The following is a 14,993-nucleotide window of genomic DNA, read 5'->3' on the forward strand; positions in this document are numbered from 1 at the left end:
ATCAGTCCCCCGTCGCCGCGCCCGGATAGGTGTTGATAAAGGCGTCGACCAGTTTGTTGAAGCCGATGCTCTTCGAAGATTTGATCATCACGGCGTCGCCCGGCTTCACCGCGTTGATCACAAGATCGCGCAATTCGTCTGTCGTCTCGCGGTATTCGACCGGCAGCCCGTCCGGCAGCGCCTCTGCCAGCGCCTTCATCTCGCGGCCGGCAAGAAACACGCAGTCCGTTCCCGCCCCGGTGACAAGGTCGGCCAGCCCGGCATGCAGTTTTGGCGCATGCGCGCCAAGCTCAGCCATGTCGCCGAGAATGGCGATGCGCCGCCCTCCCTCGCCCACTTCCGCGCGCTGCAGCAGATCGAACGCGGCACCCATCGAGGCAGGATTGGCGTTGAAGCTCTCGTCAATCAGCGTGAATGTTCCGCCGGGAAGCGTCAGCCGCCGCCGCGCGCCGCGCCCGGCTTCCGATCCGAAGGAGCCGAGCGCCATCGCCGCCTTCTGCACATCCGCGCGCGCCAGGTGCACGGCGCCCAGCGTCGCAAGCGCATTTTGAACCATATGCCGCCCCGGTGCACCGAGACGCACTTCCGTTTCCTCGCCTTCGATCTTGATGGCAAAGGTGGAGGAGTGCGCGCCGCATTCGGCATGCATCAACCGTATATCGGAGCGCGCATTCTCGCCAAAGCCGGCGATGGTTTTCACCCCTGCTTCCTCCGCAATCGCCGAAAGCAGCTTCCAGCGTTTGTCGTCGCGATTGATCAGCGCAGCACCGCCCTTCACGACACCTTCGAAAATCTCGCCCTTGGCGCGCGCGATCTCGTCGACGCTCTTGAAGAAACCCAGATGCGCCGCCGCTACCAGCGTGACAACGGCGATATGCGGACGAACCATCTTCACCAGAGGGCGAATTTCGTCCGGGTGGTTCATGCCGATCTCGAAGATCGCAAAATCGCAATCGGCCGGCATTCTGGCGAGCGTCAGGGGCACACCCCAATGGTTGTTGAAAGAGCGGTCCGCCGCATGAACGCTCCCGCAGGCCGAAAAGGCCTGCCGCATCATGTTCTTGGTAGACGTCTTGCCGACCGAACCGGTCACCGCCACGATCTTGGCGCGGCTGCGCAGGCGCGCGGCACGGCCCAGATCTTCCATGGCCGTCTGCACGTCCGGCACCACGAGCTTCGGCACGGCCAACCGCCCGAGCGCAGGCAGCTTCGCCTCGGAGACCACCAGCACCGAAGCCCCTGCCGCCATGGCGGCGGTGGCAAAATCATGCCCATCGAACCTCTCCCCCTGAATGGCGAAGAACGCGTCGCCCGGCTGCAGCGTCCGCGTGTCGATGGAAATTCCGGTTATTGCCGTTGCCGGCTGGCCGAGCGGCCTGCCACCCGTTGCCTGCACCAGCGCATCATGTGTCCACAACACGCTCATCCGGCCCGCTCCGCGAGTGCGGCCCGCACTTCCTCATGATCCGAGAAATGATGCTTTTGGCCGGCGATCTCCTGACCGGTTTCGTGACCCTTGCCGGCGACAATCAGCGTATCGCCCTCTTCAAGCATCGAAACCGCGGACCGGATCGCTTCATGTCGGTCCCCGATCTCACGTGCACCCGGCGCCGCAGCCATTATGGCCGACCGGATCGTAGCCGGGTCTTCCGAACGCGGATTGTCGTCGGTAACGATCGCCACATCCGCCAGTCGCGCCGCGATCTCGCCCATGATCGGTCGTTTTCCCGTGTCGCGGTCACCGCCGCAGCCGAAAACGACGATAACCCGCCCTGTCGTGAACGGACGCACCGATTTCAGCACGTTCTCCAGCCCATCCGGCTTGTGCGCATAATCCACATAGACCTGAGCGCCGTTTTCTGCCGTCCCCACGAGTTCGAGGCGGCCCGAGGCCCCCTTGAGCTTTTCCAGAGCCGCAAACGCCGTCTCGACCGCCGTACCGGTGCTGATTGCCAACCCGGCCGCAACCAGTGCATTGGCCACCTGGAAATCGCCGGCAAGCGGCAGGTCGACTTCGTAAATGACGCCCTCGACATCCACCTCCGCCCGCTGACGGTGGCGCTCGTGCTCCACTCGCTTCAGCGTCAGGAATGCCCCCTGCCGGCCCACCGTACGTACGTCAAGACCGGCCGACCGCGCGGCAGCCACCGTTGGCTCGGTCCATGGATCGTCGGCAAAGACCACCGCAGGCGTTCCCCTCGGCATGAGTGTATCGAACAGCCGGAGCTTGGCCCTGTGATACTCCTCAACCGTTGGATGATAATCCATGTGATCGCGGCCCAGATTGGTAAAACCACCAGCCGAGAGCCGCACCCCATCGAGACGGCGCTGATCGAGGCCATGGCTTGAAGCCTCCATGGAGGCATGGCTCACACCTTCACCCGCCAGTTCATCGAGTAGCCGATGCAGGGCGATTGGATCGGGTGTCGTCAGTTCGCCATATTCGTCCCGTCCCGGCGCCACCACGCCCGTCGTGCCGATGCTCGCGGCCGGCAGTCCTGAGTGTTCCCATATCTGACGCGTGAAAGAGGCAACAGAGGTTTTGCCACTGGTTCCGGTCACCGCAACCATCGTAGCGGGCTGGCGCGGAAAAAGCTGCGCCGCACACAGGGCAAGCGCGCGCCGGGGATCGTCTGTTTCAATGACCGGCACTCCGGGCTCGGAAGAAAGCGCTCCGGGAGCGGCAATGACGGCAATTGCACCCTTGCGGGCAGCTTCCTCGGCAAAGACTGCCCCATTGGCCTTTGTTCCTGCCAGGGCGAAAAAAAGGTTCCCCGCCTCGACTTTTCGCGAATCCGCCGAAATCCCCGAGATTTCCGCTTCCGCAGACAACAATCCCTGTAGAGGAAGAATTTCCGCCAATTCACTGAACTTCATGAGGCCCCGGTACTTTCAATTGCGTTTGTTTTCTCGGCACATGGCCGTCTCACTGCGCCGACTCACTGCTGCGAAATCAGCAAGGCATCACTTTCTTGACCGAATTCAGGCTTGACGCCAAGCAGCGGCGCGGAACGGCGGATGATGTTGCGCACCATCGGCGCAGCGTTCAGACCGGCAGTCGCGCCAATCCCCTCCCGCTCAGGCTTGGGTTCATCCACAAAAACCAGCACGATATATTCGGGGTCATCGACCGGGAAACCGGCGATAAATGCATTGAAGCGGACATTCTTGGAGTAGCGGCCGTTGACGACCTTTTCCGCCGTACCTGTTTTGCCGCCCACATAATAGCCTTCGACCTCAGCCCGCCGGCCGGATCCCTTTTCGGAGTTGAGGCGGAAAAGATACCGCATCTGGGCGCTTGTCTTGGGCGAAATCACCTGCTCTGCGATTTCGTTTGCCTCCGCCTCCGAGCGCGGCAGAAACGTTGGCGGGATAAGCTTGCCACCGTTCAGCATGGCCGCGGCCGCCACCGCGGTTTGCAGCGGCGTCGTGGCGACACCATGACCATAGGAGATCGTGATCGAGTTGATCTTCTTCCACTCCTTCGGTTCTGTCGGCAAGGCAACTTCAGGCAGCTCCGTGGACATCCGCCCCAGAAGACCGATCTTCTCAAGAAACGCCCTGTGCCCCTCGATACCCACCACATCGGCCATCTTTGCTGTGCCGATATTGGAAGAGTAGATGAAGATTTCGGGCACGCTCAGGACGCGGCGTTTTCCATGAAAATCGTTGATCGTGAAACCACCGATACGGATGGGCCGTGTCGCATCGAAACTGTCGTTGATGCTCACCAGACCAGAATCCAGCCCCATCGCGGTGGTGAAGATCTTGAAGGTCGAGCCCATCTCGAACACGCCGGCCGACATGCGGTTCAACCTGTCTTTGTCGAGCGCGTTCACCGGGTTGTTGGGATCGTAATCGGGCACGGATGCCATCCCCACCACTTCACCGGTATTGGCGTTCAACACCACGGCACCGGCTGCAATCGCCTGATACCGGTCAAGTGCCTGAACCAGTTCATCGCGGATGATGTGCTGTACACGCAGGTCGATCGACAGCTTGACGGGCTCCAGATGCCCTTCCACCGCAAGCCCCGTGGCCTGCAGGTCTGCAAGGCCCTGATCATCGACGAATTTTTCGATACCCGCGATGCCTTTATTGTCGATGTTCACGAGCCCAAGGATATGCGATGCGGTCGGTCCGCCCGGATAGAAACGCCGCTTTTCCGTGCGAAAACCAAGCCCTGGCACTCCCAGGGCCAGAATATCCGCCTGCTGGCGCGGCGAGAGCTGACGGCGCAGCCACACGAAGCCCGCATCGCTGTCTAGTCTCCGGTAGGTCTGCTGATAGTTGAGGTCGGGAAGAACCGTGGACAGTTTTTCGATCGCCTCGTCGATGTCCACAATACGCCGCGGTTCGGCGAACAGCGAGGCTGTCTTGATGTCCGTCGCGAGCACTTCACCATTGCGATCCACCAGGTCTGGACGCGAGGCGGTCACGCGGGCTGCCGGAACGCTTGGCTCGGGCTCATCCTGCAGGGCGAGATGAACCAGCCGCCCGCCGAGCGCCGCATAGATACCGAACATGACGGCCATCGCCATCACCACCCGGTTCTGGGCCCGCCCCCCACGGGATTTGGCGGTTCCATCCATCACGATCGTTGCAGCCCCCCGGCGAACGGCCGAGGATGCCAGGTCGTCCGCATATCCGCTCGAGCTCATCATGGCTGCACCGCCCCGGTTGTCGTCTGGTCAGGTTCGCCTCCGGCCTCCGCCATGCCGCCGACGAGCCCTTCAATGGTCAGGGATTTTTCCGGAAGGTCGGAGAATTCGGCGATTTGCGGCGCCTCCACGGGCTGCAACCCAAGTTCGTCCTTGTATGTCTCGGCCAGTCGCTGCAGGCGAGCAGGCTGGGTCAGAAGGCTCCAGTCGGCCTTGAGGAGATCGATTGAATCCTCCTCCAGCTCTGCCTGACGCTCGATCTTGCGCAGTTCCTCATATTTGGCTTCAGCATCGTGCTTGGTCTTGTAGGTAAACGCCGCCGCCGCCATCATGACCGTGATCAGCACAATATCGCTCGTGCGAAACATCTTTGCCTCTACCTCTCACCAGCACGCGTCGGTCGCGGAAAGCGCGAAAGACCGACAATGTCGAAATCAACCTCTCCGGCTTGTGCCTCACTGCGCACTGCCAGTCTGAGGCGCGCCGAGCGAGCCCTCGGGTTTTGCTCAGTCTCTTCCCGCGTCGGCGCAACGGGCTTGGCCGGTTTGTGAAATGTGGGAGCGGCGTCATGCACCTCAGGCAGATGGCGGGAGCCGCCCTGCCCCCCGGCGCGCTCAACCATGAAGCGTTTCACGATCCGGTCTTCCAGAGAATGAAATGTCACCACGACCAGCCGCCCGCCGAGTTTCAGAACCCGCTCGGCCGCAAAAAGCGCCCGTGCCAGTTCACCGAGCTCGTCATTGACGTAGATACGCAACCCCTGAAAGACGCGCGTTGCAGGATGAATTTTCTCCTGCGGTCGACGGCCAACGATCTTTTCGACGGCACGCGCCAGATCCAGCGTTGTCTCGAAAGGCTTTTCGGCCCGGAGCCGCTCCAGGCCCCGTGCGATACGCCCCGCCTGACGCTCCTCGCCCAAAATTCCGAAGATGCGCGCCAGATCGCCCGCCTTCATCGTGTTGACCACATCGGCCGCGCTCAAACCCGAGCGCTCCATGCGCATGTCGAGTGGTCCATCCTTCTGGAAGGAGAATCCGCGCACCGCCTGATCGATCTGCATGGAGGAAACGCCGATATCGAGCACAACACCGTCGACCTGGCCATCGACAACCTCATCGAGCCTCGAAAACCGGTTCTCCACCAGTCTAAGACGTCCGTCCCATTTCTCCACAAGTGCCTGACCTGCTTGGATGGCTGTCGGGTCACGATCGATCGCCGTGACCGATGCACCGTCTTCAAGCAGCGCGGTTGTGTATCCGCCAGCACCGAAAGTCCCGTCGATGAAATGCTGGCCATCGAGAGGCTGAAGAGCTTCGAGAACTTCGCGCAAAAGAACCGGAATGTGGCGGACCGGTCCGCCACCGGCCGGGCTTTCGCCGCCGGGGCCCGCCATCATTCCGACTGTCCGGCAGCACGGGCCGATGTGGCCGCCTGCCGAAGCTTGAGAAGCCGTTCGCGCACCGCTTGCCCATGGGCCTTCAGCCGCTCCGGCTCCCAGATCTGAAAGAAATGCCCGCGCCCAACGAAGGCTACATCCTTCGTGATGCCGGTGTGCTCGCGAATGAAATCCGTCACGGTGATGCGTCCATCTTGATCGAGTTTCAGGAACGCGCCATCGCCATGCACGAAAAATGACATGTCGTCCGCGGTCTGCAGAAAAGGGTCTTCCTGCGCGATCCTCTCCTCGTAGCGATCGAGCAGATCGAGACCGCCCACATCCATCGCAGGAATGTCGAGCGCCCGAAGCCCGTAGAGTTCGGTAAAACCACGCTTTTGAACGACGGAGCGAAAATGCGCCGGCACCGAGACCCGACCCTTGGAGTCGATCTTGTTTACTGCATTCGACAGAAACCGGTCCATGACGCGTTGTGGCCAAAAGGCCCATGCCCCTCTGCATCTCTTCAGCCGCGCTCAGATGCGGCTCTCCGAACATTTGCCCGCCCCCCTGCAAGGGTGAATCCCAGCTGCCACGCCGCCCTGAAAAAGAGGTCGACATGGGAGGAACCCGTACTCCAACTGCAACGAAACGCTGATTTGTTATATGGGGTACCATGGGCCAGTATGGGCGTCAACGGGATTAAGCTTCACAAATGCCGCAATGACAGGCGTTTTGGACATGCATCGGGCCATCGTCATTTATCGTGCATTAAGGCTAACAAAAGGTTAGGAAGAGCTTCGCGCCGCCCGGCCCGCACCCACCCGTCATGACCGCGAGGAGCCCAATGTCCGACAGCCAGAACACGCGCGCTGCAAGCCTCTCACACCTTCATTCGGGCAGCCTTCTAAAAGGCGACCCGCTCTCCACGCCGATCGTCATGAGTTCGGTGTTTCATTTGCCCGGCGACCCGGCAGGCGCGCGTCAATATGGCCGGTTCGACAATCCCACCTGGGAAGCGGTGGAGGCTGCCTTCGCCCATCTGGAGGATGCCGAAGCAATCGCGTTCCCCTCCGGCATGGCCGCCATCTCGTCGGTTTTTTTGGCCCTGCTTTCAGCTGGAGACCGGGTGCTCCTGCCCTCGGATGGCTACTACACACCCCGCGTCCTGCTTGAGAAGCATCTGAACCGGCTTGGCATCCGGTACGACACCCGACCGACCGCATCGTTTCTCGAAGGCGGGTTTGCCGGATACCGGATGGTACTCGTCGAAACACCTTCCAACCCGGGGCTTGATGTCTGCGATATCAAGGCGGTGGCAGAGGCCGCCCATGCGGCAGGCGCAATCGTTGTCGCCGACAACACAACCATGACGCCCTATGGCCAGCGCCCGCTGGATCTCGGCGTCGATCTTGTGCTTGCCGCCGACACCAAGGCCCCCAACGGACATTCCGACGTGCTTTTCGGCCATGTCGCAAGCCGCGACGCGGCGATGATCGAAACGATCCGCGAGTGGCGCAAACTTGCCGGTGTCATCCCCGGCCCCTTCGAAGCATGGCTGGTCCTGCGCGGGCTTGAAACGCTCGAGGTGCGTTTTGACCGCATGTGCTCATCCGCCGAGACCATTGCAACGCGTCTAGCCGATCATCCGGCGGTCCGGTCGGTACGCTACCCTGGCCTGAAGAGTGACCCCTCGCACGCACTTGCCAAAACCCGGATGCTCCGTTTCGGTTCGCTCGTCGGACTGACGCTCGACTCGAAAGAGCAGGCAGAGCGCTTCATCAACACCTGTCCGCTCATCGAGGCGACCACCTCGTTCGGCGGCGTTCACACCTCGGCCGAACGGCGCGCGCGATGGGGTGATGATGTGGCCGAAGGGTTCGTTCGTCTGTCGGTCGGATGCGAGCCGACAGAAGCTCTCTGGAAGGCGATCGACGCTGCATTGAAAACGGCGTGAAACTGTTCGGAATTTTCTGAAAAGGAGCCGAAATCCGTCGAATTCCGGAAAAATCGGCAAATTCCGGAAAACGGTGCCAGCCGGTCTGTAAGCCGGGTTCTGTATGGCTGCAACGCCCGAAAACGATGCAACGTGACGGCCATTCCTCTGGGTCCGATGTTGCCATCGGCCTCAAGCAACCTACCCGAACGGCTGGGCCGGAAACGCCCTGAGGGTCGCCCCTCGCGCCATTCCTATTCGGTCTTGCTCCCGGTGGGGTTTACCATGCCGTCTTCGTTACCGTCGACGCGGTGGGCTCTTACCCCACCCTTTCACCCTGACCCCGCCAGTTTTTCGGTTCTCGGCAAATAGCTGAAAAACAACCGAAAAACAGGCGGGGCGGTCTGCTTTCTGTGGCACTTTCCCTGGGGTTGCCCCCGCCGGATGTTATCCGGCACCGTTTTTCCGTGGAGCCCGGACTTTCCTCGCAAACAGCCTTTCGGCTCTCGTTCGCGCGGCCGTCCGACCGGCTGGCAGGACGTATAAAGGGTTTCGTGCGACAAAACGCAACTCAAAACAGACACCTGCGCGCACGAAACCCCGTATTCCCGGAACTAATGCCCGAGAATCCGCTTCACCTTCGAGCAATACCGCGAAGAAATCGGGTTCATGCGCTTTGCGCCATGGCCCGCATTGTATTTGAGAATCGTACCGCAGGTCGTTCCGCCACCAAGCTTGTGGGCCTTGGCGAGATACTTCATGCCGTACTTGATGTTGGTGTCGGGATTGTAGAGCCCCTTGGCCGAGCCGCGATAGCCCATCATGCGAGCCGTGGCCGGTTTGATCTGCATAAGGCCGATTTCGCCGGCCGCACCACGTGCATTGGCACGGAAGTTACTCTCGACCCGAACCACCGCATTGGCCAGTGAAACCGGTACACCGTACGCCGAAGCGTATTGTGCGATAATCGTCTGATAGGAACCGCCCTTACCGCTCGAACGGACGGTCGATTTCACGGAGGTCTTCTTCCTGGCGGACTTTGTAGCCGCTTTCTTGGTGGCCTTTGCTGGCTTGACGGACGCGGTGGTGGTCATATCGACCTTGCTCGCCTGGGAACCTTTTCCACCACGAATGATTGTCCGAAGCAGATTGGGAGCATCTTCGCCTTTGGCTGCTTTCTCCGTACTCTTTTTGGCAGATTGCTGAGCAATCACCTGTGCGTAATTCGCCTTCTCACCAGCATGAGACAAAGAAGTTGCAGCGCCGACAGCGATCGCTGCCGCGAGTAAGGTTGTGATTTTCATTTCGACCCGTAACTCTGAGCCGCGGCATTTTGCGCGGCAGGTTTTCCTTTTCACGAGGCCGGGACCAGGTCCCACGACCTCAACACGGGTCGGTGTGTTGCAGGCGAAGGGGAAACAAAAAAGGCGCTTCAATTCAAAAAATATGAATCGATGAAATTTTGCGCCAGTCTTGGGAGTGAGTGATCGTCAGGGAGAAGAATCAATCACAGTTGAATTATACAACAATTTCCGCAGAATTATGCATGTTGTCGCATCGGCCAGGCCACTAACTTCTAAAGGCCTGAAATGTCTTTGAAATTCTCGGACGACCGTTTGTGTCTGCCCATCGTAAACACCGTTGACCTCGATGTTGTACCCATAACGCTTCAGCAATCTCTGGAGCGCCTGAACAGCTGGCCCGTCATCCTCCGGGCCAAGGACGCGTCCACCTGAAACCGGTGATATTGCGACAAATTGGCCAAGTCCCGCCCGAGCCAGACGCTCCCAGGGGAACCGTTCTCCCGGATCCACCTTGCGGCCTGGGGCGATGTCGGAGTGGGCAAGCACTCGATTTTGCGAGATGCCGTGACGCCTGCAGATATCCCGCCCGAGTTTCAGAACGGCATCGACCTGAATCTCCGGGAATTCAGGCAATCCCTTGGGGTGCCCGGCGTTGGCAATCTCTATGCCGATGGACCAGGAATTCACGTCATCGCGCCCCTGCCAGGTGCCGCGACCCGCATGCCATGCACGGTCAGCCTCGCGGACCATCTGCACGATGCGTCCATCCTCATGAACGAGATAATGACACGAAACCTCGCTCTCCGGAGCGCAAAGCCAGTCCTGCGCGCTCTGGCCCGTCTCCATTCCGGTGTAATGAAGGATGAGAGCATCGGGAGTGTAGCCATTCCGCCGCTCGCCAAAATTAGGGGACGGGCAAATCTCCGCCCCTTTGAAATCCGGCTCAAATGAGGCTTCTTTCAGGACGTCCACACTCAAGCGCGCACCTGCGCTTTCTCAATACTCTCATAGGCCGCATTGATCGCGGCAAGACGGGTGTTCGCGATGGCCAGAAATTCTTCGGGAACGCCACGGGCGATAAGCCTGTCCGGGTGGTTCTCCGCGACCAGTTTCCGATAATGGCGCTTGATCTCATTGAACGGCGCGCCCTGCTCGACCCCCAGCACAAGATAGGGATTGCCGTCTCCCTTGATCGCATGCCGTGAAAGGATCTGTTCGAAATGGTCTTCGCCAATTTCGAAGATCTCTGCGACGCGTTGCAGAAACGCCGCCTCCCGTTCGTGTATCACACCATCGGCCTTTGCAATGTGGAACAGCGCATCGAGAATGTCCTCAAGAACCATGCAGTTGGGTCCGCCATAGCCGCACAGATTCGCCATCTGATGAGCGTAAGCCTCAAAGCCTGCCACATCCTGCTGGGCAAGGCTGTAAAGACGCGCAACATTGGCCTGCTCATTGCGCGGAACAGAAAATATCTCGTGAAACGCCTGCACCTCGTCCTGCGTGACGATACCATCTGCCTTGGCCATTTTGGCTGAAAGAGCAATGATCGCGACTGAAAAGGCGACGCGCCGGCGCAATTGCGGATCGCCTTCGAACACCGTTCGGATTGCCTCGACCATCGCCGACAGCGCATTGCCCGGCGCGCGTGTGATAAAATCTGTTATACGGTCCCAAAACGTCATGTCGGTTTTGTAACCGCAAACGCTCGGGATTTCGAGGCGCAGTTTGGCGCAAGCAAAACCGGATGGTACCTTCGCACCATCCGGTCTCTGGTTCAGGCACTCAATACGCAGCCTGACGGGTCATGTTCCTTTTGGCTGACCCTTGTTGGCTGGCCTTGGAGGCTGGCCTTTATTGGCTCGTCGTATCCTGATCCTGCATCGGCTCAGCTTCCGGAGCAGCAGCCGGCGGATCCATCGGGGTCGCATCCTGCTGCTCGGGCTCGATGCTCTGGGTGGTCGTGTTGTCGCCTTCGCTGCAGGCAGCAAGTCCAAGAAGGGCGAGGCCCGAAACGGTGGCGGCTAGGAACTTTTTCATATCCACTCTCCATACAAAGCGCATCTCAAAAGCGCGTCGCCGCGCTCACAACAGGGAAATGCGCACGCCGGCATGGAGTTTCGTCACGTTGAGTGACCATCCGTAACGATGTGAGATTGTGGCCATATCGACAGGGCCTGCCTCTAAAGGCTGGTCGCACTGCGAGCGGCCTGATCGTATTGCCCGGAGAGCGCATGCATCACGGCCGCGATGCCAGACAGCGCCTCCTCATCGAGTTTGAGCCGCTTGGTGCTGGCAACAAGCAGAGCCTCGCGAACCTCATGGTAGCGCTCACAGGCCGCCGCTCCTTCCGCAGTAGCCTTGACGGTCTTTTCCTTGCCCCTGCGCCCGGTCTTGACCAGGCCGAGCGCCGCTAGTTTCTTGATGGCATAGGAAGCGACGTGCACATCTTCGATGTTGAACATCATGCACAGTTCCGAAAGCGTCTTTTCCCGATTTCGATGATTGACGGCGTGCAGGATCTGTACGGCAGTGGGCTGAAGCCCGGGAACGCCCGCAGCCGCCATGCACCGCACCATCCAGCGCTCGAAAGAATGGCTCATCACGGTCATCGCAAATTCGATCTCCGACAGCGCCGGCATGGCACCGGCGGCCAGATGGGCCGCAGAGACAACCGGTCCGACTTTCCTATCCGCGTTCGACATTATCACCTCGCGAGCATGGTTTGCGGCAGCCATAGCGCCAGTTGCGGGAACAGGACGATCAACACCACGGCGACGATCATCATGAGGAAGAACGGCAGTGTCATGCCGGCGACCCTGAGAATGTTGTGACCGGTCAGCCCCTGAATGACGAACAGGTTGAACCCCACCGGCGGTGTGATCTGGCTCATCTCGACCACGATCACGAGATAGATGCCGAACCAGATGATGTCGAGCCCCGCAGCCTCGACCATCGGCAGAATCACCGAAGCTGTCAGCACAACAATGGAAATGCCATCCAGAAAACAGCCCAGAACGATAAAGAATAGCGTTAGCGCAGCAAGCAATGCATAGGGCGAATAGCCCTGCCCGGCGATGAACTGAGCCAGCGCCCGTGGAATGCCCGTGTAGCCCATGGCCACCGTCAAAACCGATGCGCCAGCCAGAATGAGCACGATCATGCAGGAGGTGCGTGAGGCGTTCCGCAGGGCATCGGAAAAGGTCGCGCGATTGAGCGTACCGGTGAACCACGAGAGTGCGAGCGAGAGGACCACCCCTACGACTGCCGCCTCCGTGGGAGAAGCGAAGCCGCCATATATGGAACCGATAACGCCGATAATCAGCGCGAGGATCGGAAACAGACGACGAGTCTGCCAGATGCGCTGGAGATAGGGAACGCGCGGATCGGCTTCAGGCATACGCCTGCGATTGATCAGCGACCAGGCCGCCGTATAGCCCATGAAGAGCGCTGCCAGCATCAGGCCGGGAATGACCCCGGCAATAAAAAGCCGCGCAATGGACTGCTCGGTCGCCGCCCCATAGACGATCAGGATGATTGACGGCGGGATGAGCAGGCCGAGCGTGCCGGAACCGGCAAGAGAGCCGATGGCCATGCGTTCGTCATAGCCACGCTTCTTGAGTTCGGGCAGTGACATGCGCCCGATGGTGGCCGTGGTGGCGGCAGACGAACCGGACACGGCGGCGAAGATGGCGCAGCCAAGAATGTTGACATGCAGAAGCCGCCCGGGCAGGCGCCGCATCCATGGCGCTAGTCCCGCGAACATGTCTTCTGCAAGCCGCGTGCGGAAAAGGATTTCTCCCATCCAGATAAACATGGGAAGAGCGGCAAGGTCCCAGGAATTGATGGAGCCCCAGACTGTGGTGGCCATCACCGCCCCTGGTGGCACGGGGACCATGAGAAAGATTGCCGCAAGACCGGCAATCATGAGCGCCAGGGCTACCCATAGGCCTGCCGCTAGCAGAACGAGAAGCAGGCCGCCAAGCGTCAGGGAAATGGTGAGAAGATCCATCACACTTCCTCCGCCGCGCCATCTTCATTTCCCAGATAGGAGGGGGACTTGCCGGTAAGAGCAGCGAAGAGGTCGTCGAGCAAGGCAATGGCAAAAATGCCAACTCCAAGGGCCATCATCGCCTGCGGGATCCAAAGCGGAATGGCGATGATACCGTAGGACAGCTCATTGAAGCGGTAGCTGTCAAAGGCGAGTCTTGATGCATAGTAGAAGAAGAATCCCGAGAGCGCAGCGCCAATGACAAGTACGAACACCTCGGCCAGCCGCCGCACTCGATCGGGCATGGCCGTCAATCCCAGTGTCACGCGGATCTGCGCACCGCCGCGCAGTGAGCCGGCAAGCGCCATGAATGATGCGCCCACAAGCAGAAAGCCCGCGATCTCTGCCAGCGACGGCACGAGAAATCCGAAGGGCGGCAGGCCGAAAAGGCCTATCACGGCGTCGATCACACGCCCGAACACCTGCGCGAACACCAAAAGAGCGATCACGCCGAGAGCAGCCATGGCCAGCCATTCGGCCGCACCATAGAGCCCGTTTATTGTCTTTCTCATTGTTGTCGTCTCCGCTTCGACGGTCAGATTGCGGTTGCACGCGGCAACGCGTCTACAGGCAGCGGGGTGCTCCGCCGCCTGCAGCGCCTGTCAAAGCGTTCAGTTCTTGTAGGCTTCGAGTATGGCCTTGCCTTCATCGCCGGCATTATCGGCCCACTCAGCAGACATTTCAGCGCCGATGGCGGCCAGCCCTTCCTTGAGCTCGGCACTGGGCGCAGTCACGGTGATGCCGTTGTCTTTCAGGACCTGGGTCTTTTCCATGGTCTCCTTGACGGAAGCCTCCCAGCCCCGGGTCTCCGCAGTGGCGGCCGCCTCAAGCACGGCTGCCTGCTGTTCCTCCGGCAAAGCGTCGAATGCGGCCTTGTTTACGAAAACCATGTTACGCGGCAGCCAAGCCTGCGCGTCGGAATAATGTGAGAGAAAATCCCAGACCTTGGAGTTGGCGCCGGTAGATGGCGACGTGATCATGGCCTCGACACGTCCGGTGGCGAAGGCCGTTGGCAGGTCCGGCACCTCGACCTGGGTCGGCAACGCGCCGGCAAGCTGCGCCAGACGCTCAGTGGCGGCATTGTATGCGCGCATCTTCAGGCCCTTGAGGTCATCGACAGATGAAATCTCCTTCTTGGTGTAGATTCCTTGCGGCGGCCACGGCACCGAGAAGAGCAATTGCAATCCCTGCTCCTCAAGCTTGGCCGCAAGCTGATCTTTCGATGCGTCATAAAGCTTCTTCGCGTCATCATAGCTGGTTGCCAGGAAGGGAATGGAGTCCACTTCATAAACCGGGTCTTCGTTGGAAAGACGCGAGCCAAGGATCTCACCAATCTGGACGAGCCCTTGACGCACCGCGTTCTTGATGTCCGGATGCTTGAAGAGTGACCCGTTTGAATGCACGGTTATCTCGAGCCCTCCGTCGGTGGCGGCTTTCACATCTTCAGCGAACTGAGTGATATTCTGGGTGTGGAAGTTGGTGTCGCCATAGGGCACCGGCATATCCCACTTTGTCTGCGCCGACGCAGATGTGGCAAAGCCGAGCGCGGCTGCGGCCAGAACGAACTTGACGGAATGATGCATGTTGATCTCCCATTTCTATAATGCAACGGAGGCGTTCCCTCACCTTCTTCGCTGCGACTTAAGAAGCGTGGCACATTCAGATA

The 14,993-nt window shown here is 60.0% G+C and carries 15 protein-coding genes and 1 other RNA gene; 1 reads left to right on the plus strand and 15 read right to left on the minus strand.

The window, feature by feature from the left end; translation table 11 throughout:
- Position 1 precedes the first annotated feature (1 nt).
- From HF949_RS14615 to mraZ, 6 genes are all read right to left on the minus strand, one after another.
- Positions 2-1,426 (minus strand): UDP-N-acetylmuramoylalanyl-D-glutamyl-2,6-diaminopimelate--D-alanyl-D-alanine ligase, encoded by a 1,425-nt coding sequence (locus HF949_RS14615; RefSeq protein ID WP_292896445.1) that lies wholly within the window; start codon positions 1,424-1,426, stop codon positions 2-4.
- Positions 1,423-2,877, minus strand: a complete 1,455-nt coding sequence (locus tag HF949_RS14620; RefSeq protein WP_292896447.1) for a UDP-N-acetylmuramoyl-L-alanyl-D-glutamate--2,6-diaminopimelate ligase — start codon at positions 2,875-2,877, stop codon at positions 1,423-1,425. The genes HF949_RS14615 and HF949_RS14620 overlap by 4 nt, the downstream gene beginning before the upstream one ends.
- Positions 2,878-2,939: 62 nt before the next feature.
- Entirely contained in the window at positions 2,940-4,661 is a 1,722-nt protein-coding gene (locus HF949_RS14625; protein WP_292900220.1) for a peptidoglycan D,D-transpeptidase FtsI family protein, read from the minus strand.
- The gene (gene ftsL, locus HF949_RS14630; protein ID WP_292896449.1) at positions 4,661-5,029 is read right to left on the minus strand and encodes a cell division protein FtsL; all 369 of its coding nucleotides are present in this window, start codon (positions 5,027-5,029) and stop codon (positions 4,661-4,663) included. Before ftsL ends, HF949_RS14625 begins: the two co-directional genes overlap by 1 nt.
- An 8-nt stretch (positions 5,030-5,037) precedes the next feature.
- A complete protein-coding gene (gene rsmH, locus HF949_RS14635) occupies positions 5,038-6,057 on the minus strand; it encodes a 16S rRNA (cytosine(1402)-N(4))-methyltransferase RsmH (protein WP_292896451.1) in 1,020 nt (339 codons plus the stop codon).
- Complete coding sequence (gene mraZ / locus HF949_RS14640; protein WP_292896453.1) at positions 6,054-6,521, minus strand: division/cell wall cluster transcriptional repressor MraZ; 468 nt, start codon at positions 6,519-6,521, stop codon at positions 6,054-6,056. Before mraZ ends, rsmH begins: the two co-directional genes overlap by 4 nt.
- Before the next feature lie 362 nt (positions 6,522-6,883).
- Here mraZ and HF949_RS14645 point away from each other — a divergent pair, with 362 nt between their 5' ends.
- A complete protein-coding gene (locus HF949_RS14645; protein WP_292896455.1) occupies positions 6,884-7,993 on the plus strand; it encodes a cystathionine gamma-lyase in 1,110 nt (369 codons plus the stop codon).
- A 72-nt stretch (positions 7,994-8,065) separates the two neighbouring features.
- Here HF949_RS14645 and rnpB read toward each other — a convergent pair.
- The 9 genes from rnpB to HF949_RS14690 form a co-directional block, all read right to left on the minus strand.
- An RNA gene (gene rnpB / locus HF949_RS14650) (RNase P RNA component class A) lies at positions 8,066-8,506 on the minus strand.
- Positions 8,507-8,586: 80 nt separating this feature from the next.
- Positions 8,587-9,276 carry a lytic transglycosylase domain-containing protein gene (locus HF949_RS14655; protein ID WP_292896457.1) on the minus strand — a complete coding sequence of 230 codons (690 nt, stop codon included), beginning with the start codon at positions 9,274-9,276 and terminating at the stop codon, positions 8,587-8,589.
- 186 nt (positions 9,277-9,462) lie between these two features.
- Complete coding sequence (locus HF949_RS14660) at positions 9,463-10,254, minus strand: N-acetylmuramoyl-L-alanine amidase (protein WP_292896459.1); 792 nt, start codon at positions 10,252-10,254, stop codon at positions 9,463-9,465.
- Positions 10,251-10,961 (minus strand): molecular chaperone DjiA, encoded by a 711-nt coding sequence (locus HF949_RS14665; protein WP_292896461.1) that lies wholly within the window; start codon positions 10,959-10,961, stop codon positions 10,251-10,253. The genes HF949_RS14660 and HF949_RS14665 overlap by 4 nt, the downstream gene beginning before the upstream one ends.
- A gap of 169 nt (positions 10,962-11,130) precedes the next feature.
- Positions 11,131-11,316: a hypothetical protein gene (locus HF949_RS14670; RefSeq protein WP_229448873.1), complete on the minus strand. Its 186-nt coding sequence runs from the start codon at positions 11,314-11,316 to the stop codon at positions 11,131-11,133.
- Between the two features lie 143 nt (positions 11,317-11,459).
- Positions 11,460-11,981: a winged helix DNA-binding protein gene (locus tag HF949_RS14675; protein ID WP_292896465.1), complete on the minus strand. Its 522-nt coding sequence runs from the start codon at positions 11,979-11,981 to the stop codon at positions 11,460-11,462.
- Between the two features lie 2 nt (positions 11,982-11,983).
- Positions 11,984-13,288, minus strand: coding sequence for a TRAP transporter large permease (locus HF949_RS14680; RefSeq protein WP_292896467.1), 1,305 nt, complete (start codon positions 13,286-13,288; stop codon positions 11,984-11,986).
- Positions 13,288-13,839, minus strand: a complete 552-nt coding sequence (locus tag HF949_RS14685; RefSeq protein ID WP_292896469.1) for a TRAP transporter small permease — start codon at positions 13,837-13,839, stop codon at positions 13,288-13,290. The genes HF949_RS14680 and HF949_RS14685 overlap by 1 nt, the downstream gene beginning before the upstream one ends.
- A gap of 99 nt (positions 13,840-13,938) precedes the next feature.
- The gene (locus HF949_RS14690; protein WP_292896471.1) at positions 13,939-14,910 is read right to left on the minus strand and encodes a TRAP transporter substrate-binding protein; all 972 of its coding nucleotides are present in this window, start codon (positions 14,908-14,910) and stop codon (positions 13,939-13,941) included.
- Positions 14,911-14,993 lie beyond the last annotated feature (83 nt).

Origin of the sequence: Nitratireductor sp. (assembly GCF_017794765.1) — a bacterium.
Taxonomy (GTDB): domain Bacteria; phylum Pseudomonadota; class Alphaproteobacteria; order Rhizobiales; family Rhizobiaceae; genus Nitratireductor.